General features: G+C 49.1%; 24 protein-coding genes and 2 pseudogenes. 23 read left to right on the top strand and 3 right to left on the bottom strand.

All coding sequences use genetic code 11. From position 1 onward, the window contains the following. From N1249_RS18650 to N1249_RS18620, 7 genes are all read left to right on the top strand, one after another. Entirely contained in the window at positions 1–435 is a 435-nt protein-coding gene (locus N1249_RS18650; RefSeq protein WP_259831960.1) for a hypothetical protein, read from the top strand. Positions 436–1,009: 574 nt separating this feature from the next. After that, positions 1,010–1,348, top strand: a complete 339-nt coding sequence (locus N1249_RS18645; protein WP_259831959.1) for a hypothetical protein — start codon at positions 1,010–1,012, stop codon at positions 1,346–1,348. A gap of 90 nt (positions 1,349–1,438) precedes the next feature. After that, positions 1,439–1,846 (top strand): TIGR03757 family integrating conjugative element protein, encoded by a 408-nt coding sequence (locus tag N1249_RS18640; protein WP_259831958.1) that lies wholly within the window; start codon positions 1,439–1,441, stop codon positions 1,844–1,846. After that, the gene (locus N1249_RS18635) at positions 1,843–2,814 is read left to right on the top strand and encodes a TIGR03756 family integrating conjugative element protein (RefSeq protein WP_259831957.1); all 972 of its coding nucleotides are present in this window, start codon (positions 1,843–1,845) and stop codon (positions 2,812–2,814) included. The genes N1249_RS18640 and N1249_RS18635 overlap by 4 nt, the downstream gene beginning before the upstream one ends. An 11-nt stretch (positions 2,815–2,825) precedes the next feature. Next, positions 2,826–4,220: an integrating conjugative element protein gene (locus N1249_RS18630; protein ID WP_259831955.1), complete on the top strand. Its 1,395-nt coding sequence runs from the start codon at positions 2,826–2,828 to the stop codon at positions 4,218–4,220. Position 4,221: 1 nt separating this feature from the next. Beyond that, positions 4,222–4,560, top strand: a complete 339-nt coding sequence (locus tag N1249_RS18625) for a hypothetical protein (protein ID WP_259831953.1) — start codon at positions 4,222–4,224, stop codon at positions 4,558–4,560. A gap of 10 nt (positions 4,561–4,570) precedes the next feature. Next, positions 4,571–6,115: a conjugal transfer protein TraG N-terminal domain-containing protein gene (locus N1249_RS18620; RefSeq protein WP_259831952.1), complete on the top strand. Its 1,545-nt coding sequence runs from the start codon at positions 4,571–4,573 to the stop codon at positions 6,113–6,115. A 45-nt stretch (positions 6,116–6,160) separates the two neighbouring features. Here the strand turns inward: N1249_RS18620 and N1249_RS18615 are convergent, their stop codons facing one another. Then, positions 6,161–6,436, bottom strand: a complete 276-nt coding sequence (locus N1249_RS18615) for a hypothetical protein (RefSeq protein WP_259831951.1) — start codon at positions 6,434–6,436, stop codon at positions 6,161–6,163. 333 nt (positions 6,437–6,769) lie between these two features. Further along, on the bottom strand, positions 6,770–7,741 hold the full coding sequence (locus N1249_RS18610) for an Abi family protein (RefSeq protein WP_259831950.1): 972 nt from the start codon (positions 7,739–7,741) through the stop codon (positions 6,770–6,772). A gap of 983 nt (positions 7,742–8,724) precedes the next feature. Here N1249_RS18610 and N1249_RS18605 point away from each other — a divergent pair. The 9 genes and pseudogenes from N1249_RS18605 to N1249_RS18565 all read left to right on the top strand — a co-directional run bounded on the left by N1249_RS18605 (position 8,725) and on the right by N1249_RS18565 (position 15,215). Next, entirely contained in the window at positions 8,725–9,624 is a 900-nt protein-coding gene (locus tag N1249_RS18605) for an integrase domain-containing protein (protein ID WP_259831949.1), read from the top strand. A gap of 654 nt (positions 9,625–10,278) precedes the next feature. Next, positions 10,279–10,668 carry a hypothetical protein gene (locus N1249_RS18600; protein WP_259831948.1) on the top strand — a complete coding sequence of 130 codons (390 nt, stop codon included), beginning with the start codon at positions 10,279–10,281 and terminating at the stop codon, positions 10,666–10,668. Positions 10,669–10,752: 84 nt separating this feature from the next. Further along, on the top strand, positions 10,753–11,127 hold the full coding sequence (locus N1249_RS18595; RefSeq protein ID WP_259831947.1) for a hypothetical protein: 375 nt from the start codon (positions 10,753–10,755) through the stop codon (positions 11,125–11,127). A gap of 130 nt (positions 11,128–11,257) precedes the next feature. Then, positions 11,258–11,566, top strand: a complete 309-nt coding sequence (locus N1249_RS18590; RefSeq protein ID WP_259831946.1) for a hypothetical protein — start codon at positions 11,258–11,260, stop codon at positions 11,564–11,566. An 82-nt stretch (positions 11,567–11,648) separates the two neighbouring features. After that, positions 11,649–12,272 (top strand): hypothetical protein, encoded by a 624-nt coding sequence (locus N1249_RS18585; RefSeq protein ID WP_259831945.1) that lies wholly within the window; start codon positions 11,649–11,651, stop codon positions 12,270–12,272. Positions 12,273–12,371: 99 nt separating this feature from the next. Further along, entirely contained in the window at positions 12,372–13,361 is a 990-nt protein-coding gene (locus N1249_RS18580; RefSeq protein ID WP_259831944.1) for an ArdC family protein, read from the top strand. Positions 13,362–13,449: 88 nt separating this feature from the next. Continuing rightward, the gene (locus tag N1249_RS18575; RefSeq protein WP_259831943.1) at positions 13,450–14,406 is read left to right on the top strand and encodes a DUF1281 domain-containing protein; all 957 of its coding nucleotides are present in this window, start codon (positions 13,450–13,452) and stop codon (positions 14,404–14,406) included. Positions 14,407–14,540: 134 nt separating this feature from the next. Beyond that, positions 14,541–14,861: pseudogene (locus tag N1249_RS18570) on the top strand (SAM-dependent DNA methyltransferase); the annotation flags it as partial. A 3-nt stretch (positions 14,862–14,864) separates the two neighbouring features. Then, positions 14,865–15,215, top strand: a complete 351-nt coding sequence (locus tag N1249_RS18565) for a type II toxin-antitoxin system VapC family toxin (RefSeq protein WP_259831941.1) — start codon at positions 14,865–14,867, stop codon at positions 15,213–15,215. Here the strand turns inward: N1249_RS18565 and N1249_RS18560 are convergent. Continuing rightward, positions 15,193–15,398: pseudogene (locus N1249_RS18560) on the bottom strand (DUF3644 domain-containing protein); the annotation flags it as partial. The gene N1249_RS18565 and the pseudogene N1249_RS18560 overlap by 23 nt on opposite strands. 293 nt (positions 15,399–15,691) lie before the next feature. Here N1249_RS18560 and N1249_RS18555 point away from each other — a divergent pair. From N1249_RS18555 to hxlB, 7 genes are read left to right on the top strand one after another with little or no spacing between them, the layout of a single operon-like run. Beyond that, positions 15,692–15,982, top strand: coding sequence for an HPr family phosphocarrier protein (locus tag N1249_RS18555; protein WP_259831940.1), 291 nt, complete (start codon positions 15,692–15,694; stop codon positions 15,980–15,982). A gap of 22 nt (positions 15,983–16,004) precedes the next feature. After that, entirely contained in the window at positions 16,005–16,304 is a 300-nt protein-coding gene (locus N1249_RS18550) for a PTS sugar transporter subunit IIB (protein WP_259831939.1), read from the top strand. 50 nt (positions 16,305–16,354) lie between these two features. Further along, positions 16,355–17,794 carry a PTS mannitol transporter subunit IICB gene (locus N1249_RS18545; protein ID WP_259831938.1) on the top strand — a complete coding sequence of 480 codons (1,440 nt, stop codon included), beginning with the start codon at positions 16,355–16,357 and terminating at the stop codon, positions 17,792–17,794. A gap of 14 nt (positions 17,795–17,808) precedes the next feature. Then, positions 17,809–18,243, top strand: coding sequence for a PTS sugar transporter subunit IIA (locus N1249_RS18540; RefSeq protein WP_259831936.1), 435 nt, complete (start codon positions 17,809–17,811; stop codon positions 18,241–18,243). Beyond that, complete coding sequence (locus N1249_RS18535) at positions 18,240–19,391, top strand: mannitol-1-phosphate 5-dehydrogenase (protein WP_259831935.1); 1,152 nt, start codon at positions 18,240–18,242, stop codon at positions 19,389–19,391. The genes N1249_RS18540 and N1249_RS18535 overlap by 4 nt, the downstream gene beginning before the upstream one ends. 19 nt (positions 19,392–19,410) lie before the next feature. Then, positions 19,411–20,046 (top strand): 3-hexulose-6-phosphate synthase, encoded by a 636-nt coding sequence (gene hxlA / locus N1249_RS18530; protein ID WP_259831934.1) that lies wholly within the window; start codon positions 19,411–19,413, stop codon positions 20,044–20,046. 1 nt (position 20,047) lies between these two features. Then, positions 20,048–20,608, top strand: coding sequence for a 6-phospho-3-hexuloisomerase (hxlB, locus tag N1249_RS18525; RefSeq protein ID WP_259831933.1), 561 nt, complete (start codon positions 20,048–20,050; stop codon positions 20,606–20,608). Positions 20,609–20,630 lie beyond the last annotated feature (22 nt).

Here is a 20,630-nt window from a genome sequence, read left to right as displayed (position 1 = left end):
ATGGATATTCTACCCAAAATAACCGACATAAAGAATCTTAAGGATCTATGTAAGGTAATCGTCTTGCCAATGCTATGCGCCTGCTATGTAAGTTATGGCGACTTCTCACTGGATTTTGGAGACTTTGTCATTTCTCTCAGTTCTGGTGATACAGAAGGGGTAAGAATGTTTAAGGCATTAGTTATTCTATCAGGCAAAATACTTTATTCAGCAAGCATGTGTTTTTTAATTTATTTTGGCTTGGTTTATGCAGATGTTTACAGCAAAGCTAAACTCATCCCTGTGTGTATTTTAATCTTAATGACTTTTGGTTTTCTTGGCATATTTGCTGGTGATAAAGTGGAGTCAATATTACCTGTTGAAGGCATCTGGTATTACACGAGTTTCGTCACCGCTTTTTTCCTACTTGCGATGTTAGATCAGGTAACTGAATGAGACTTTTTGCCGCACGTTTCATCGTGAATCAGGGTTTAGGAGATGAAGGGCGGGGTCATCACTAAGATGAAAAAGGCTGGACCGGCATACCAACTTGAACTACATACTCTGTCATAACCTACATCCTGGTTGCTGCAAGATGCAGTAAATGCCCCATCCATTCCTGTTCTTCTCTCCTCGATGTCAGCGACATCTCAATGGCCCGCTCGGCTCCCTAGCGTTGCCGGGTCGTCAAGCCCCACTCAGCGAACCGGAAACGCCGGCTTGCTCCACTGGCCGCATAGCGTTCCGGGACATTCTGACCTGCCCCCAATATTAGATAGAACCTTCAGTTAGTAATGTCGGTTGATGACCCTGATTCCTTTGGCCACAGTAAACCGTTTTAGCAACTTCCGCTTTTGGCACAATGCTGCCTGTCATTCCTGCTTAAAAAACAGGCTTAGCGTAGGATATTTTCCGTTTTCCAAGCGGCCCCCATATACAGGTCCCCTATCCTGACTGGACTGCCGTGATTGCAGAAGGGCTGAACAGAAGTAAACGACGTCAGGCGGAACGCGATGAGGAGATGCGCCAGATGGCTGATGATATCGCGGCATGGTATGCGGAGGAGCATACTGGCATGGATGAGAGTGATGGTATTGTCCAGTTCATGATGCATGAAACGTATTCAACGGAAGAAGAGCTGGAAACCTGGCACCTGCGCGCATGGGAAAATTCGGGGGCATGGGAGTGCCAGCGCACTCAGAACGAGACAGAGGCGACCATTGCCGTCATGCCGGCAGAATGGCTACCCCTGGTGAAAGACGGTGAGACGCCCTGGATGATTGAACGTAACGCGACTGCAGCGGGGTTTATGTGTGAAACTGACTATCTGCGCTGGCGTGCGGACAATGAATCAACGGGGCAGGATTAATTATCATTTTTCCCGTCATAATTAATTACTGACCATTCCGTAAACAGAACGCACCCTGAGTGGGTTTTTCACACTCAGGGAGTGTTTTTCATGAAAATTCCATTTTACTGCCTGGCAGCACTGTTCCTTTCGGTCGGCGCCCGTGCCGGCACCGTGATATATACCGACGCCTCTCATCCTGTCATCGCCAACCCCGGTGCGGGGGTTACTGTTGTTGAGCTCGATGCACCCGAACGCGCGCAGGCAACGCTTTTCGGCGAACTGTCTGCCGACCCGGCTCTTGCTGAGCAACGGGCCCGGGCAGTGATCGCTTCACCTGATTTCCGGCAGCGTCAGCAGCAGCTGGCTGATATTTATGCCGGTGTCACCCGGGCCTGGTCTGTCGGGCTGGAAAAATACCCGGCCGTGGTTTTTGACGACCAGTTTGTTGTCTACGGCACAACGGATGTCAATGAGGCAACCCGGCAGCTCACCGCCTGGAAGGAGAAGAACCAGTGAAACCGTTCTCCTCCCGTCCGCGCCGGCTTGCGATCGCCACGCTGCTCGTGTGTTCCGGCTCCATGGCCAGTGTCAATACGGCAAGCCTGCTCGCCAGTGCCGCAAGCCCTGACTGTATCAGCTGGCGCGTCAGCGGTATCTGCTACTGGCTGTTGTGCACCCCCTTTGGCTGTACGGTAAAAACGTCGGTAAAAGTGACGCATTTCATTCCGGAAGCGGTGGTCTCGGTTTACCTCAATCCGGGGGATAACCCATGGACTGAAATGGCGGCTGTAAGTGACACTGCCAGCGGAGCTGAAGGTTCACTCCTTGAGAATGTAACCGGTGTCATTACGGGCGGTGGCCGTCAGGAGATGAAGGTTCCCGGAGAACGTAAGCAGAACCTGCATTATTACTACGGCGATGCTTATGGCCATCCTGCGGCGAAAATTATCGGTGGTATGGTTCCGGGCTACTCGTGTGCCAGCGCGGCGACGCCGTTCATGCCTTATTTCAACAGTTCTCTTGATGCACTGGTCTGGCGAACCGGGGTTCCGGAGATGTTGTATCCCGAAGCACTCGTCCCCGGCCAACGGGAAATCGGCAAGGTCACTTCCGGTGAGATGTGGGGCAATGTTTACCCGCGCAGCGGATTTGTCACCCAGACGGACAGTTACAAATCTGCTGCCGTGGTCGTTCAGCGAGTTGCTGACATCATCACCCGTTCTGGTCAGCTCCACGTCTACAACCCGCTTACCGGGCAGAAGTCGCCAGGTTACTGGCCACCTGAGCCGGTAAAAGAAAATACCGGCACGAAAAACCACAAATGGCAGCGCCTTTCTCCACAACTCTCACAGAGCTGCGCCGTCTTTCCCGACGCTGGCGGCAAAACCGCCCAGGACGGTAACTATGCCTGGGCGTTGTGGCAACCGTACAGCTGTTGCAAACGTCGCGGTCAGACCTTCCTCTCCAGCACCGATTTCTCATAAAGGTTCAGAACATGAAAAAAGCAGGTCTTTTACTGGTTTTTGCTGCGCTGCCGGCACTGGCAGCGGATCTCTCTTTGTCTTCATCGGGCGCGTCTGTCAGCGGCAACGCGATTAGCGACGGACTCTTTTACTCCATCGGGGGCGGTTCGGTTATTTCTCCACCTCCCAGTCGTAACAATATGTCCCGGATCGGCGTTAACGCCGGTCTCAGCAGTGACCTGATGTGTGGCAATTTTGATATTAAAACGACAGTGGGCAACCAACTGAACGGCATAACCAGCGGGTTTAAGGACCTGATGGGAAATGTCATGCAGGATGCCACGGGTGCCGTCATGAGTATGCCGGCAATGGCCATTCAGCGCGCGAACCCCGGGTTGTATGAAATGCTCACCAATGGGCTGATGCAGGCCGGGCTGAGCTTTGATAAAGCGATGCTGAACTGTCAGAACATGTCGAAGAAGCTGGCTGATTACACCATGGGCAGCAAATGGCAGCAGGCAGCCGTCAGTGAGGAGTACAAGGATATTGTGGCCACCAGTGGCGGAGATGCGGTTTCCAGCGATCAGAAACTGCAGAAGGCCACCGGTGAAGAAGGTGTGACATGGGTTGGTGGGCAGAAACGAGGGGGCAAAGGGCAGCCGGCCATTCAGCCCACGCGGGATCTGGCCAAAGCGGGCTATAACATGATGAATAGTTTACCGGTGACCAGTAACAGCAGTGTTGGCTCTTCAGGCTGCAATGGTACCGCCTGCCAGCGCTATAAATCCTCTGAAGAAGCCGCCGCGGCCGTTGTAAAAGTGTTGGGCGATCGCTCGATTCGGACCTGTCGGGAAACCAGTGAATGCACCAGCGGTGGCACGGATAATCAGCCGGGCAGCGCCGTCGCCGGCACGGGGTTTTCCCCGATCCTTGAAGATGCCACCAAAGAGAACCTGGAGCAACTGACGAAGTTGGTTTATGGTCAGCTACAGCCCACCACGGATAATCTCGGCGTACTCAAAACCGGCAGTCTGGTTGTTACCCGTGGTGTGATTCAGGCTTTACGTGACGATCCGGACAAAGCAGCCCTGGTCCAGCGACTTGCTGGCGAGCTGGCGATGTCAGACACCGTTGAAACAGCGCTTACCATGCGCAGGATGCTCACCACCGGTGAATCGGAGCCGAATGCCGCAGAGCAGCCGGAGGCCATTGCCGAAGGAGATCGCCGTATCGATGCGCTTGACCGCGAACTGGCGGCACTGCGTAACGAGATGGAGTTACGTAAGTCCATCAGTAATAACAGCCTGCTGACGGCTCTGGAACGGCAGGGGGCAAGGAATCAGGATAACCGTCTGCAGCAGAAAGCCGGTAATGAAGATCAGGGTTTCAGTAAGATGGGCCAGCCTCAGTCTTCCGGAGCGAACTGATATGAGACTCTTTTCTTTCAACGGCCGTACCGGCCGCATTCTCTTCCTGATGTTACTTATCCTGCTGATGACGGCTGGCATGTTTGCCGTTGCAGCGGTTTTTATGGCGTACGATCCTGATGGCCACGTCACGAGACGCTGGCTGCATGACAGCCGGTGGGGGCTGTTTGCCTGGCGACTGACCCTTTACGCAGCTCTCACTGCAGTCTGGATTATGAAAGTCCGTCCACAGGCAACTATGCGCTGGCCGGATGCACGTCCACGGCTGATGCGTATGAAACTGTTTGGGGTATTTTTCCTGCTCACCACTGAGTATGTGGCGTGGACAACGGTTGTGTAAGGAGAGGGCGATGACCGCAAACAGTTTTCTGGAATACTTTCTCGTTCTTTTCGGCTGGGTAATGAACAATGCCCTTTGGGGGATTCTTGGCAACACGGGGCTTTTTGCCCTGCCGCTGGTTTTCAGGGTTTTGGGTGTCTGGCTGAAAGTCAGGGAAGAGGGGGCCGACGAAGGGAACAAAGGGCTTCTTGCGCTTCCCCGTATCGAGCACGCGCTGTATGTGTCCTACCTGATCATGCTCTTCTGCTGCATTCCGCTGCTGCCGGTTGATATCAGCACGATTAAGTTCGACAATTCGCGCGCAAAACAGTGTGGTGTCAGCGTGCCGACACTGCAGAACTCGGGCTACAAAGGACTTGTCAATGATTTTGACGGTCGTACGGCGGAAGTCCCGGTCTGGTGGTATCTTCTGCACATGATGTCGAAGGGCACGACGCAGGCGATGATTGCGTCAATCCCATGCGGTACTAATTTGCGGCAGATGCGTTTTGACGTTCAGAACACGAAGCTGCGTGATCCTGTATTGCTGCAGGAGGTGCAGGAGTTTGCAGACCAGTGCTACTCCAGGGCGTATTTCAGGCTAAAAAACAGCAACAGCCAGCTCAGTGATGCCACCATCAACTCGGTGGGATGGATCGGCAGCAGCTACTTCCTGAACACTTCCGGATACTATGATTACTACACGGCCATGACGCCACGCAGCCAGTGGCCCTACGACAGCAGCAGGGACAGTGGTTATCCGGATACCGGCGCGGGTGGATTTCCATCGTGTAAGACGTGGTGGTCTGATGGCTCGTCCGGGCTTCGTAAAAGAGTGCTGGCCAGCTTTAGTGATAATACCCGCAAGGAGATGCAACGTCAGTTCCCCGGGCAGCAATGGGAGGAAATTGCGCTCCGCTGGATTGTCAGCCCCCGCAATGCGGATCTGTCAGGTGGTGGCACCACTTATGCTGTCGGGAGTAATGATACAACCACTGGCGTTGTCGGCAATCTTACGCGACTTACTTCTTCTATTGGCCTTGGCCTTAAACAGGCAGAAGCCTTACCAGGTTTTGATGCATTGAAACAGGCACTGCCAATGATTCAGGCATTATTGCTGATGATGATAATCATGGTCATTCCAGTTTTGCTGATGTTCAGCGCCTACGATCCGAAAACCATTTTTACTATCTCGTTCGCGTTTTTCGCTCTTCAGTTCATTACGTTCTGGTGGGAGCTGGCAAGTTGGCTGGATGACAGATTGATCACCATTCTTTATGACAATATGGCGGAGCAGGGGATTGCAAACAGCTCGGTGCCTTTCGCCACCTTTTTCAGTTCAACAGCTGATGGGTGGATTATGAACCTGGTTCTGGGGATGATGTATGTTGTGTTTCCGGCTTTTTGGGTGGGAATGCTTGGATGGGCTGGAGCCCGCATCGGAACGATGGCAAGCCATCTAAGTGATGGTGCAAAAATGCCAATGCAAGCTGGTTCTGAAGCAGGAAAACAAGCACAAGGAATAGCTATTGATGCAGCTTCAGGTGGTATCAAAGGTGGAATAAACAAGGTCTAAGTAAGTTAATTTGTCAAAACCAAAAGGGTGGTCATTACCACCGTTTTATTTAAAATCTTCTTTGCGTTCCCAGCTATACCAAAGCCACGGCCTATTTTTCCTGAATTCGGTATCATCATAATTTTTCTGCGCTTTAGAAACTGCGGATGCTACAGAATTCAGTACACTAATCCCCAATGAATTGGTTGCGCTTGTTAGTGCAATTGGCTCAGGTTTTTTCCACTTCAGCTTGGATTCATCACAAACGAGATTACGGCGTTTACCGACGAACCGGGCCAGAGTGAGACTTAAGTCGTCATCATCGAATCCACTTTCACTCATCGTGACGGCTCCTTTGCTCTAAGTGTGATAGAACTAAGCTACTAAAAAACTGTTACGCAAGCAAATTATTGTATGTTTTTTGAGTGGAATACCTTGGTTTCTGTCCAGCGCTTAACGCTTCTGTTGGCCGTACTCCTTGCGTATCGTATCTGGCACTACTGTTGCTGTCTCATGTTGTGGAAAGTTGACATGGGGGGAGCTCATAGGTACCATTGTTTTCGTAGACGTCTCGTTGCCATGACAGTCTCCTTACCGAAGGCGTGTATGTGAGATGCATCGGAGATGCAAAGGAAGTAATGAAAAAGCCACCTCTAAAGGGTGGCTTTTTCGCATTTACCATGGATGAAAACGTCCGACAACTTTCCCTTTGTACTGCAATAGAACGGATTCTTTTTTCAGCAAATGTCTCTTGATATTATGAATGCGGCTAATCTTGGATAGATTCATTTTTTTCACTTTTTCACTCTCTCTGAAATTTTTAAGTCCGCCATGGCTGATAAGAAAGGTCAGCTCTTGATGTGTACGGGTGCTTTCATAATAAGCAGACATATCCGGAGATAACCAGTTCAGCAATTCGGTCATTTTATTATATTCTAGTTTCAATCTGGCCAAGCATGTGATTGTATCTATCGGCTCTGGTTTAAGTACACTCCCGTCTTCCTCAGAGATTAAAGATCCAAATTTCCAGACAGGTTCAAAATGAGCACAGCGATTACGTATTTTATTAAATGACTTGAGTCTGTTTAGAACGGTGTTTCTTTTTTTATTTGCTTGGTTATCTGTACCGGAAAGAGATGTCGGATAATTCACGAATACATCAGGGAAAACATCATTCCATGCAATTTTATTAGAATTGAGTGTTTTCTTGACTTTCATTATATAAAACCACTTCCCATTCTCAATTGATGAGATAACTTTATGTGGTGATGGAGGAGGAGTTAAAGCATTACCCTGCCTGTCATTCAATTCTTTGTTGAAAGCACGTTTAAGTTCATAGTTCTGGCTTAGGTTAAGGTGATTATACCAGTCGCATGACGTGGCATTGCCTGATGGAATGGAATTGCAATATATTCTGTGATTGTTATAAATTAACTTGCTAATTCCTGCGTGTATCCTGTTCCTGAGTGTTACTTCAATCATGCCAATCAGATACATCATTTTTGATGCAATCTCTTCATTCCAGCTGTAAACACCATGAAGTTCGGAGTCATCCAAAACTAAAAAGATCTTTTTGTAATTTATAAGGCGAGTGTGAGTAATATCATTTATATGTGAAATGGTATTTACCGGAGGCGTCCTGAACATATTTATCACCTGATTGGAGTCGTCTTAATCATCCGTATTCGGGGGAGAATACCACGAATCTCCGGGTTTGGAACCAAACTCAGCATATACGTTAACGGCATAAGCTACTTGAAAATGGATCACGGTTCGATCTACTATCTCCCCGTTATACCGTTGCATTAAGCAACATGCCAATGTCCCGGTGATTTGAGAGGGACGCCTTCGGGTAATCACATGCCAATGCCACATTAAACCTGAGAGTGGCGCCTTCGGGTGGTACCTTCGTTTAACCTTTGAAAACGAAGATCGCATACTGGCGATGAAGGTCCCTTCTACTTCTGTATCTGCCTTCCGGATACGTCTTGCAGCCGTTGGTTGGCCGCAATTTTCTTACTTCTTACTGTTTTCTCTTTTTATGACGCTGATGGCCGTTGCGAACTTTGCGGCGTGGGTATGACCATTTGGAACATTTGGGCATCTTCCACGGCTGCATTGAGAGCAGAGGAGCGCGGCGTCACTTGCGTACGAGTGAAACGAGTACCAAGTGACGCGCGCACGATGTTCATTACGAAGTCATGTTTAACACGTGTTACTTGCCTGTTTCGTCACGAATTACAACGTGAAACGAAGTGAGAAGACGAACACATTTTTTTCAACCCAGTGAAATCGCAAAACAAATACGATTTATCACATTGTTAATTAAGGAATAGTTATGTAATGAGATACCGAATCGGCGATATCATCGGAGGGTGATATCGGGGGCGACCTGGAAACAGGTACAGCGAAAGCTGCGGTCAGTGTAGAACACTGATTTGATACCTCTCAAAACCTCAACACTTTGCACTTCCCTGGTGCTCAGGTACTCATTACGACGCAGGATGCGCGAACCCAAACCGTGTCGCCAGGGTAATGCGGGTGTCGTTTTCTGCCGTTTTCACGGAACGGCAGAAAACGACATCTGCCCGTAATGATGTTTTACGTGTAAAACTGTTAAGGAGGTACAGATGTCCAGGCGTGAAAAACTGCTAAAACAGGAGCTCGTCGCCGAAATCCGTAAAAGCGGAGGAAGCTTTAAAAAGCAGGGTGACTATTCCAGAATTATGCACCGGTTTGCTGAGCGACTGGCTGCGCTTAATATTCAGATAAGCTCGGTGTCACAACTGAAGGTCCGGCATATTGAGATGTATATGAATAGTCGCTCATCTGATGAAGTCTCCAGGCGGACACGGCAAAATGAAATGTCAGCGATAAGAGTCATGCTCCGTAATGCTGGCAAACATAAAATGGCCGACCCCACTCATGACCGTTTAAATAATAAAATTCTGGGTATTTCCGACACGAGTCGCAGGGGCACCAAAAAATCCATTCCGGAAGAACGCTACCTTCAGATAATGGACAGCATTGAAAAAAAGAACGAGGGCGTTGCCGTTGCGGTGTGCCTGTCGCGTTATATTGGACTGAGAAATGAAGAAGTTATTCAGTCAGCGAAATCTTTAAAGACCTGGCAGGCAGCATTAATGCGAGGTGATAAAACGCTGAAAGTGATTTTCGGCACTAAAGGGGGACGCGCAAGAATGACGACAATTGTGGACAGAGAAAAAGTTATTGGGGCGGTCAGTCGTGCCATAAAATACGCCGAAAACAATAACGGTAAAATTATTGATAAACCCGATTTAAAATCAGCGATGGATTTTTACAGAAATACGCTCCGCACAGAAATGACCGGCGGAAATGAGACGCCGCACAGTTTACGTTACAGTTTTGCTGAAGATGCTTTTCGATATCATCTTGCTCAAGGGTATTCGAAAGAAGAATCACTGGCACTGACTTCAATGGATCTCGGTCATGGTGATGGTCGCGGAACCTACATCAGAAATGTTTACTGTCAGTCACTGATGGACTGATTATTAATAATGCTTTTCGCCTGTTAATGAGATAGATACTTTTGCAACAATTAATCGGCATTTTGATGACGGTATGGATTTCAGTTACGAGACCGCCATTTCAGAGGAAGGGTTTATATTTACGGGTTCATTACTGATGTGTGATCCCGACAGCATTGAAAACATCAGGGCGGGTGAATTTAGCGTTCCTATTTCAGTGACTTTAGCAACGTTGCTTAAAAACGGAACCTACTCTCAGCAGTGTGATCCCGATTCCATCATGGCAGAAGCCTAGTTCGGCGAACGTTGCGAGACGGTGAAAGTGTCGTGGGCATCTTTATAAAATTCACTGTAACGTTGTTGATTTGGAATGTGCGCTGGAGTACATTTTCTCTGCTAACCGTTGTCATCATGACAACTGCCAATGCCTGAGTGATTTGAGACAGGCGCCTTCGGGTAATCACATGCCAATGCCACGGAACCTGAGAGTGGCGCCTTCGGGTGGTTTATTAAATCTGTTTAACCTTTGAAAACAGAGGCTCGTGCGAGTTAAGGTTCTTTCAACATCATACCGGGTAAATTGTTCTGTCGCAGACAGAACATGTAGCCAGGCCTCCTGCGGGAAAACGCTTCCCGACCGGGTGGTTGTTTTCCTTTTTTAAGGAAAATTACACCATGTTATTCCTTCGCGTTATTTACCATACAGCTGTATTTGCTGAGCGTATCGTGAGCGTCATTGCTCCACGTACGCTTCTGGCCGAGTGGTTTTTCTGGTTCACTGATGATGCTAAAACGTTACTCCTGGTAGGCAGGGAACTTGAACTTGCCCGTACTTACCGTGAATGTATCAATCCTGATGAACTCGTTGAGTTTACTGTTTATCACGCCGGTATTTTCTTCGGAGAGCGCGAGTATTACGGACTGAAGGTGCGCAGGCCATGCTGGTACATTCGTCATCTTTCTCTTACCGGTACGCAGCTCGATGCCACGCAATGGCAGGAAGGTTGTCAGAGCGGATTCAGCGAAGCTGCAGAACGGGAGGCCGAAGCGGTTTCTCACTTCTGAACGCGGTTTACGCTTTATTGACTTCACCCAAACGGGACACTGTTCCCGAAAGGGCAGGGTTCCACTCTTCGTAAGGAACCTTTTATGACTCCTTTCGCTATTACTGCTGATCTACTTGGTGCCAATACCCATTCAACTTCGGATTTCATTTCCGTGATGTCGGATATTGAAGGGATGTTACAGAAAGCTAATGCGCTGAATATTTGTGGTATTCCGGATAGTGTCGATTTGGATGGTTTTCCGGAACGCTGCAGTCAGACCATTCACCTTGCCAGTGTTATAGGTGAATCCCTTGAGATGAACCTGATCCCTGACTCTCTGCGTAAGTTTGTCGATGATGTTGTCCTCACGGGGAAACGTTTTGACGCTGAAGGTGACACTAATGCATGGAGCTACGGTTTTATGCTGGGAACCAATCACGCACGGGATTACTGGCGTGAATGCGACCGGGATTGCTAGTTTCATCTTTTAACAACATTGTCCTGTCTTTCACGAAAGACATTTAAATACTGATAGCTCACCCATGCGGGGAAAACTCCCAGCAGCCGCGGTGAGGATTTCTCCGCTTTTTTAACCAAAGGAGAAATCCATGAGAAGTATACTTCTTTCACTGATCACCCTTGCAACAACACGGCTGAACCGCCTGTATACGGCGATGAATTCACGTCAGTCAGAGTGGATCATGAACCGCAGCGGCCACAGTGGTTTTCGGCCGGAAGTTATACCGGATAACGGTGTTTTTAAGGCGGTGATCTCCCGTCGTACGGGATACAGTTCGCGGGATTTCTGCTACCAGCAGTGTGCTACTGCAGGCAGGTTTGCGTCAGCGCGTATGGCCATGAAGGCCGGACGCGAGATGGCGCAGCAGCTGGCAGGGCTTCGTTACCGTTTCGACTAAATCATTCCTGATTATTTTACTCACTTCCCGGAGGGATCTTCCCTCCCGGGGAGGTCTCCTCCTTACAGTTTAAGGAGTCCAGATGATTCGCTTTACATCAACCGAACTTCGTCCTCTGCTGTCGCAGCAAGGCGGTATGCAAAGGCCACTGCTGCTTGAGAAAAATCTCGGGATATACATCCGGGTTCCGGATGACAGAAACCCCGGAGAATGGCTCAGGGCATGGGCGGAAGGCTGTAATCCCACTAAAGATGCAAACTGGTCGGAAAATGCAGACATGTTAATTCCTGAGAAGGATTACGCTTTTCAGACCTTTATGGAACAAAGCAAATTCGATGCGGTTCTGAATGAACACCACGATCTTTTTATGATGCCTTCCACTGGCCCTCTAGGGGCAGGTATGACCATTCGTAAAGAGACTCGTCCGCCTGAAAAGGTGTATGTCCTGGTGGAGGAATATCGCAGCAATATTTGCTGGCTTTACGATCAGTCGCTTCGTCATTTACCTGCCTGTGTGGGGAATGCAGAGCGCCTCAGCTGGCGCTCACAGGCGCTGCATGTGCTTGACCGAGTAATACGTCTTGACTGCAAACGGGCAAAGCAGGCCGACCGCGTAATGTTCGAGAGTGCTGTCCGCAGTGTTCGCAGCAGCATCAGTGAGGTTATGTCTGACGGTTCACGCCGTTATATGGGTAGTCGTCCCTGAAACGCATTTCTGCCTGTCTTTACACTCTTTTCCACTCCTTGTGGCGTATTCTTCCGCCACCAGGAAGGATGCGCCCGTTTTTTTACAGGTTGCATCCGTATGAACAAATCCATTCGCGGCCGGAAGGCCGCGCCGGCTCAGAAAGTTGATCTATATCAGCAGGTCACCGACAAAATCATTGCTGCCCTGGAAAAAGGGGTTCCACCGTGGCGCCGACCGTGGCGTTCTGCAAAGAATGTGCATGGCAGTGCTTTACCGGTGAATGCCACAACCGGCCGCCATTACAGCGGCGTGAATATTCCACTGTTGTGGATGTCAGCTGAAGAGCGGGGGTTTAATTCCGATCGATGGCTGACATATCAGCAGGCGAAGGCTGTGGGTGGCCAGGTTCGAAAGGGTGAATCCAGCTCGATGGCCATTATCTACAAGCCTTTTGAAAAGCAGGCGACGGATGATAATGACAACAAGCTGTTCGATAAGGACGGTAGCCCTGTGATGGAGTCGCTTGCAATTCTGAAACCACTGCAGCTCTTCAATGTTGCCCAGTGCGACGGGCTGCCGGACGCTGTCACAGGTATGCAGCACGCGACAACGACAGAAGATGACTGTGGTTCAATACTCAGTGAGCATCAGCAAGAGCAGATGCTGGCAATACTGAATGCGACAGGCGTGGCGTGCACGTCTTACCGCCAGAACCGTGCATATTATCAGCCATCGACCGATCGGATTGTGATGCCAACAACGTTGCAGTTTGTGTCTGAAGCGGATTACTGGTCCACATTGTTGCATGAGCTGGTTCATGCAACCGGGCACAGTAGTCGCCTGAACCGTGAAGGGATAACGTCGTCGTCGCGTAAATTCGGTGATCCGGTTTATGCCTTCGAGGAGCTTATCGCGGAAACCGGCAGCGCCTTTCTCTGTGCAGAGCTGGGTATCTACGGTGATGTGCAGCATGAAAGCTACCTGGCCAGCTGGCTGAAGGTGCTTCGTGACGACAAAAAAGCATTTTTCCGTGCCTGCCGGTTTGCCCGGGAAGCCTCGGAATTTCTTCTGCAGCCGCTGAACCGTCAACTGGAACAGGCTGCTTAACCACAATCTTATGGCTCCGGCCATACGTCCCCTGAGGGCATCTCCTCAGGGAGATGTCCTCTTTTTTAACGAAAGAGGAGTACACACTATGTTTTCATGGTGCAAAAACCGTCTGGAAATTACCGCAAAATCTGTTTGTGTTGACGTTATGCAGGCCTGGATCGCCGGCACAGAAACGCCGCGTTACCGTCATGCCATACAGCAGGGGATAAAGCTGTTTCTGGCCGGATGTGCCGGGATACTTAGATCCACTAAAGCGACGGAGTATGTTGCTTACCCTTTACTTACTGCTGCCGGTGTCGTGTCATCAGTACCCCCTAACCTGGCATTCCAGCATTTTCTTGAATTGCTGGAAAAGGATGCGTGGCTTGACAGCCAGGTCATTTCCCGTATGGAGCGGATCTACCTTCAGTCCGGGGTGGACAGCCTGAAATGGGAAAGTATACCGGCCAGCGCGCGGCAGATAATGACACAGCTGATGGCCGTTCACTACGCTGACTGGTTTGGTGTCGCCGGTGCAGGCGGCTCGTTTGATCCGGAGGAGCGCTGGAACTGGCTCAGTATCATGCCGGAGACGACGTGCCCCTGCGATATGCTGATGGTGATGCCGTCACGTCTTGCAACAGAGCTGAACGGCAACAGCGGGCTGTTTCGTGCCCTCAACACGACGTCGGAACTGTATGAGCAGCTTTTTGGCATGGAGTTCCCGGCGGGGCATCAGGCCTGCTGGAGTCGCGAGACGATGAACACGCTGGTGCTGACGTTTGTTTCTCCGTGGTATCCACCCTCAGGGGAGGTGATGGGGGAGATGTCCCGGCTATTTGACTGCGAAATCCGGCATTACTGGGCTTCGCCTGATGTCGGTTCGTTCGGGTACAACTGCTTTGAACAGGGAGATCATGTTGACAGTGGCCCTTATCCGGAAGATGTGTCGCGACTTATGCCTGAGGAAGGTGCCGGTGCCCGGATGTACCTGGTCACTGATCTCACTCCTGTCGTGCCGGCCCCGGTAACGACAAATCAGTACGGCAGCGTGCGTGCCTGACGCTCAGACTGAATGACCGGGGAGACCCGCTGAACCCACTGGCCACAACGTAAGTTGTGGCCCTTTTTTTACCCTCCCGGGAAACACTGTTTCCCGGGAGGACTGTGTTTCCTGTTACGGAGACAAGAACGAATATGAAAGGTGTCATTGATCACGAAAAGGCTTTTATTTTCCTCTTTAACCAGACAGCCCGCTATCATCACCGGTATCAGGTTTTCGAGGACTTTGTCAGCTGCAGCGTCATTGCTCTTCAGAATGCCCTCAGCTTTTGCGAAAAGCGGGAACAGAAATATCTGCGTATTGTTGCGCGTTATGAAAAGCAGGATGTTCTCAGCATGGCAAAGCTGCTGGCCCATGTTGTCGGCGGGCTTGACGATTCTCCAGGAGATTTTCTGGGAGGGGTTTTCATGAAACTCGAGCTGGGTGATAAATATCGTGGACAGTTTTTCACACCGTAGGTGCTGAAGTGCCTGGAGCAGGCGATACTGCGCAACCAGCGCATCGTAGTCTCGGCCATCACTTACTCAGAGATGTGCTTCGGGGCCACCGGCCCGAAGGCCTCGCCGCGTCACGTGCAGCTGGTTGGCGCGTTCTGCGCTCGCCTCGATGCTATCCTACCCTGGGACCGCGCCGCGGTGGACGCCACCATCGACATCAAACTGGCGCTGCGCACCGCCGGCACACCGATTGGACCAAACGACACGGCCATCGCCGGGCACGCCATTGCGGCCGGGGCTGTGCTGGTGACCAATAATGTACGGGAGTTTGAGCGGGCGCCGGGTCTGGTGCTGGAAGACTGGGCGAAGTAAGCCCCATCCAGCTGATGGCTCCCCCCGCCTCCCTGCTGCTTTGGTACAGAGTTTCCCTTCGAATACGTGCAAGTCTGCCGCCGGTGTCCTGTTCTGATGCCATTTCACCTCCATCAGGTAAAAGTCATCATTCAGCCGGAAGCTGCCGTCAATCTGTTCCCCCGTGTTACGGAATGACGAACGGGAGCAAGCTAAAAGATAGCTCACTTTTTCCTTGCCCCCGTTACCCGCCTCTATTTGCTCGCTTCAGTAGGACTGACTGCTGAACACAAACAGAAAGAAGTGTTTTAGATGTGAAGTCAATCACACTGACGCATTCGTTTTGTTTGTGAAATAGATCACCCATCATGACGAAACACATCGACCCAGCAATGAAACACATTGATTTAATTACTTGATTATAAAGATTTAAAAAATATTGGCACGTTATCTGCATTACTTATGGAAACTGATTCAATTTTTATTGGAAATTAAAGATGAGTGAAAATGCTATGCAGCTGAAAGCCGAATTTGTAATCGCCAACAAAAGTGGTCTTCATACCAGGCCTGGTGCCGTGCTTGTCAATATCGCAAAAAAGTATGAAAGCGATATTACCATCACCAACCTGACAGCCCAGGGAAAACCAGCCAATGCCAAAAGCCTGATGAAATTAATGACCTGTGGGATTAAATGTGGTCATAAAATTCTCGTCACATTGGATGGTGTCGATGCGGAACATGCGCTGGCAGCGATCAGTGACGGTATTGCCGGTGGACTCGGTGAGTAACTCTCCAATCTGAGAACTGATAATGATTAAAGTCGCTTTGATATGTGGTACAGGAGCATCCAGTAGTTTTATGGCTGTAAAATTGCGGGCTGCTGTGAAGGAAAAAGGACTACGCATTGAAGTGTCGGTATGCCCTGAAACATCTTTAACCAAAGAGATCGAGACCTACGATCATATTTTAATCGGGCCTCATCTTTCTTTCTTGGAAGAAGACCTTCCCTCTCAGTATCAGCTGAAAGGGAAAGTAACCGTTATCCCGTACTACATATACGCAACTATGGACGGCGATCAGTTATTAAATTTAATAACTGAAAACCAATAATATTAACACGGACTTAAGAATTCAAACCAACCTCAAAAAGGTAATAAAAAATGAGTTCATCACCGAATACCTTACAGTTAAAGATTCAAAAGCTTGGCGCATTCCTCAGTGGAATGGTCATGCCGAATATAGGTGTATTCATTGCATGGGGTATTATCACCGCCTTATTTATCCCCACGGGCTGGTATCCGAATGAGTATCTGGCCAAACTCGTTGGCCCTACAATCACCTATTTGTTACCCGTTTTGATTGGTTATACCGGTGGCTACGCAATACATGGTCGCCGTGGAGGGGTCATCGGCGCTCTGGCAACCATGGGGGTAGTTATTGGTTCCTCTGTAACTATGCTAATTGGCGGCATGGTCATGGGGCCATTGGCCGCCTGGATAATGAAAAAGTTCGACGGCTGGCTGGTTGGTCGCGTCAAGCCCGGGTTTGAAATGCTGGTTGATAACTTCAGCATCGGGATCATTGGTGGGATCCTGATGGTAATCGGCTATGCTGCCGTTGAACCCATCTTCTCGCTTATCCTTGGCTTTTTGTCTGCTGGCGTCAACTGGGCTTTGAGTCATAGCCTAATCCCACTGGCGAGTATCTTCGTTGCGCCAGCCCAGGTTCTCTTCCTCAACAACGCCATTAACCACGGCATCATGGCTCCACTCGGTATTCAACAGGTCGTAGAGCATGGCCGTTCAATCCTTTTCCTTGTGGAAGGAAATAGTGGTCCGTTAGTGGGTGTCATGGTGGCCTACTGTCTGTTTGGAAAAGGACTGGCACGTAAAACTGCGCCAGCTGCGACGATCATCGTCATGTTCGGTGGGATCGCTGAAGTGTATTTCCCGTATGTCCTGATGAAACCGAAGCTGGTTCTTGCACCGATTCTGGGTAGCATGACCTCCCTGTTTATTTTCCAGACCTTCGATGGCGGTACTGTAGCGGTCCCGTCTCCGGGTAGCGTTATTGCCTTTGCGATGATGACACCAAAAGGTTACTTCACGGTTAACCTGGCCGGATATTTCGCAGGCCTGATTGTTTCTGCCATTGTTGCCGGGATCCTGTTGAAACTTGATAAATCTCCCGTTGAAGACGGGGAAGAATATCAGGAGGACACCCCCGCAGCACACATTTCTACGGCACCGGCTGCTGCAGTCGCAGGTATTGAAAATGAGGCCATCGCCGGCGGTGAACATCTGACAGATCGAAAAATCAACAAGATTATTGTGGCCTGTGATGCAGGTATGGGCTCCAGTGCAATGGGCGCCTCTGTTCTGAGAACGAGGGCTAAAAAAGCTATGCTGGACGTAACTGTGGCGAATGCATCAGTCAGCAGTATTCCTGAAGACACGGATCTAGTTGTGACACACGCTGACTTACTAAACCGGGCGCGCCAGAATAACAAAAATCCGCAAACTCAGTTTATTTCCATTAAGAATTTTATTGAAGCTAAACAATATGATCGTGTTTTAGAGCACGTGCAGAAAAACGGATAATTCAAGAGGAAAATATGACAATTTTCAACGCCGGAAACATCAATCTGACTACAGAAGTCCATTCTGTAAAAGATGCAATAATTGCCGTTGGTAAATTACTCTCTGATAATGGTTATGTCGATGTCGGATATATTGATGCGATGCTCAAACGTGAAGGGGTAATTTCTACCTATGTTGGCAACGGCGTTGCTGTCCCTCATGGTATCGCAGGTTCTGATGGGTTGATCTTTAAATCTGGTATATCGCTGATTCGCCTCCCTCAGGGAATAAAATGGAGTGAAGATGATGAGGCCAGAATCATTATTGGTATTGCAGGTAAAGATGGAACCCACATGGATATCCTTGGGAAAATCGCTATGGTGTGTTCCGATGAAGACAATGTCGAAAAATTACTGAATGCAGGATCTGCAGAAGAAATTGTGAAAATTTTCGAGGAGTATGAAGAATGAAAGCAGTTCATTTCGGAGCGGGAAATATCGGTCGTGGGTTTATTGGCGACCTGCTACACAACAGCGGCTACCATATCACATTTGTGGAAGTTGGTCAGAAAATCGTTGACAGCCTGAATGCTACCAATTCCTACGATATTTATTTTCTTGATAAAGGTTATGAGAAAAAAACGATCACTAATGTTAATGCTGTCTCTCCGGTAACGAGCCCTGAAGACGTGGTAGCCTCCGTCGTGGCCGCGGATCTGATTACCACTTCTGTCTGGGCAGATAATCTCCCGAAAATTTCAGCCATTCTTGCTAAAGGACTGAAAGAGAGAAAACTGAAAGGTATGCCGAAGGTCAACGTATTGGCCTGTGAGAATGCCCTCTACGCTTCTGATCGCTTACGGAAAGAAGTTCTGAAGCACACCGATATCATCACAGAAGCAGAGCTGGATGCCATCGCCTGCTTCGCCAACGTTTCGGTTGACCGTCTGGCGCTAACGAATGTCAGAGAGGGTGTGGAATATCTTGATATTGATACGATGTTTGAGCTGGTCATTGAGCAGAATCGTCTGGTCGATACTAAATCTGAACCGATTAAAGGTGCGGATTACACTGACAACCTGACCATGTACCTTGAAAGAAAACTTTATATCTGTAACTGCGGGCACGCAGCCGCCGGATATTTAGGATTCATCAAAGGATATCAGTATGTTCAGCAGGCTTTTGCAGATAAAGATATCTTTGAAGATGTCAAAGGTATGATGTATGAAGCAGCCGATGCGTTAATTAAAAAATTCGGCTTTGAATTTGATGAGCTGGATCATTTCATCAAGAAAAATATTAAACGCTTCACGATGGATGTGGTACAGGATGATATTAAACGTGTCTGCCGATCTCCTATCCGTAAACTGGATAAAACGGATCGTCTGGTTGCACCGTGTGAAGCTTATGAGTCACTCGTTGGTGAAGTGAAGTATTTACCTAAATCTATTGCCGCAGTATTCCTGTTCAAAAATCCTGAAGATGTCCAGGCGGTAGAGTTGCAGAATTATATTTCTGCAAATGGTATCGAAAAATCAATTACTCATTTCACCGGACTTGAGCCTGGTTCTTCAGTTTTCACTAAAGTCCTGGCTGAATTTAAGAAATTTAATCATTGAAATAAAAGGATAGAAGATTATGAAATTACAACTTGCATTAGATGATCTTGATTTAGTTAAAGCACTTCGTATGATTGAGCAAGTTCATGACTCAATCGACATCATTGAAGTTGGCACACCGTTTGTGATCGATGAGGGTATGCGTGCCGTTCGTGAAATTAAGCGTTTCTTCCCTGAAAAAGAAGTCCTTGCCGACCTGAAAATCATGGACGCCGGGTATTATGAAGCCGAACTGGCGTTTGAGGCCGGTGCTGAATATGCCACTGTGCTGGGGGTGACTGACGTATTAACCGTCAAAGGCTGTGTTGAGGTTGCCGAAAAATATAATCGCAAAATCGTCGTCGATATGATCTGCGTCGAGGACATGCCAGGCAGAATTGCCCAGATGGAAGCCACTGGCGCCCACATTCTGGCCGTTCACACCGGGGCTGACCAGCAGGCCGCAGGACGTGAGCCAATCGACGATCTTCGCGTGATGGCTCAGCACGTGAAGACGGCACAGATGTCTGTTGCTGGCGGGATCAGTTCACGTACGGCACAAAAATATGTCGACCTTAAACCTGCCATTCTGATTGTCGGTACCGGCATTACGCATCAGAAAGATCCGCGTGCTGAAGCGGCAGCAATCAAACAGATTATGATGGGAGCTAAATAATATGGCTGACACCGTGCTTGTATCGATTGTTGAAGAACTGCAGCAGTCTGTAAAACTGGTTAAGCAGGAAGACGTCGACAACCTTGCAGACCTGATTGAAAAGTCAAATCGTATTTTTGTTGCCGGTGCGGGACGCTCAGGCTTTATGGTTCGGGCGTTTGTAAACCGTCTGATGCACCTCGGCTACACTGCATTTTTTGTGGGTGAGCCTACTACGCCGTCTATCCAGAAAGGGGACCTGTTAATTATTGGTTCCGGCTCGGGTGAAACGGGCAGTCTGGTGACCATGGCGAAGAAAGCCGCCGATAAAGAGGCAAATATTGCCCTGATCACTATTTACCCTGACTCCACAATCGGTAAGTTGTCCTCCACTACCATTGTGCTGCCGGGCTCCACGCAAAAAAGTAACCTGGGTACCGGAACGGTGAAAACGATCCAACCCCTTGGTTCTCTGTTTGAGCAATTACTGCTTCTCGCCTGTGAAAGCGTAATCCTGACTATCAAGGTACGCAAAAACATGACGGATGAGGAAATGTTCTCCCGACACGCGAATCTTGAGTAAACCTATAAGGAGGAGGGGGTAG

It is taken from the genome of Enterobacter sp. CP102, assembly GCF_025152625.1.
GTDB lineage: Bacteria > Pseudomonadota > Gammaproteobacteria > Enterobacterales > Enterobacteriaceae > Enterobacter > Enterobacter soli.
Note: the sequence above shows the minus strand (reverse complement) of the source record. Positions and strands in the feature narration are given on the sequence as shown.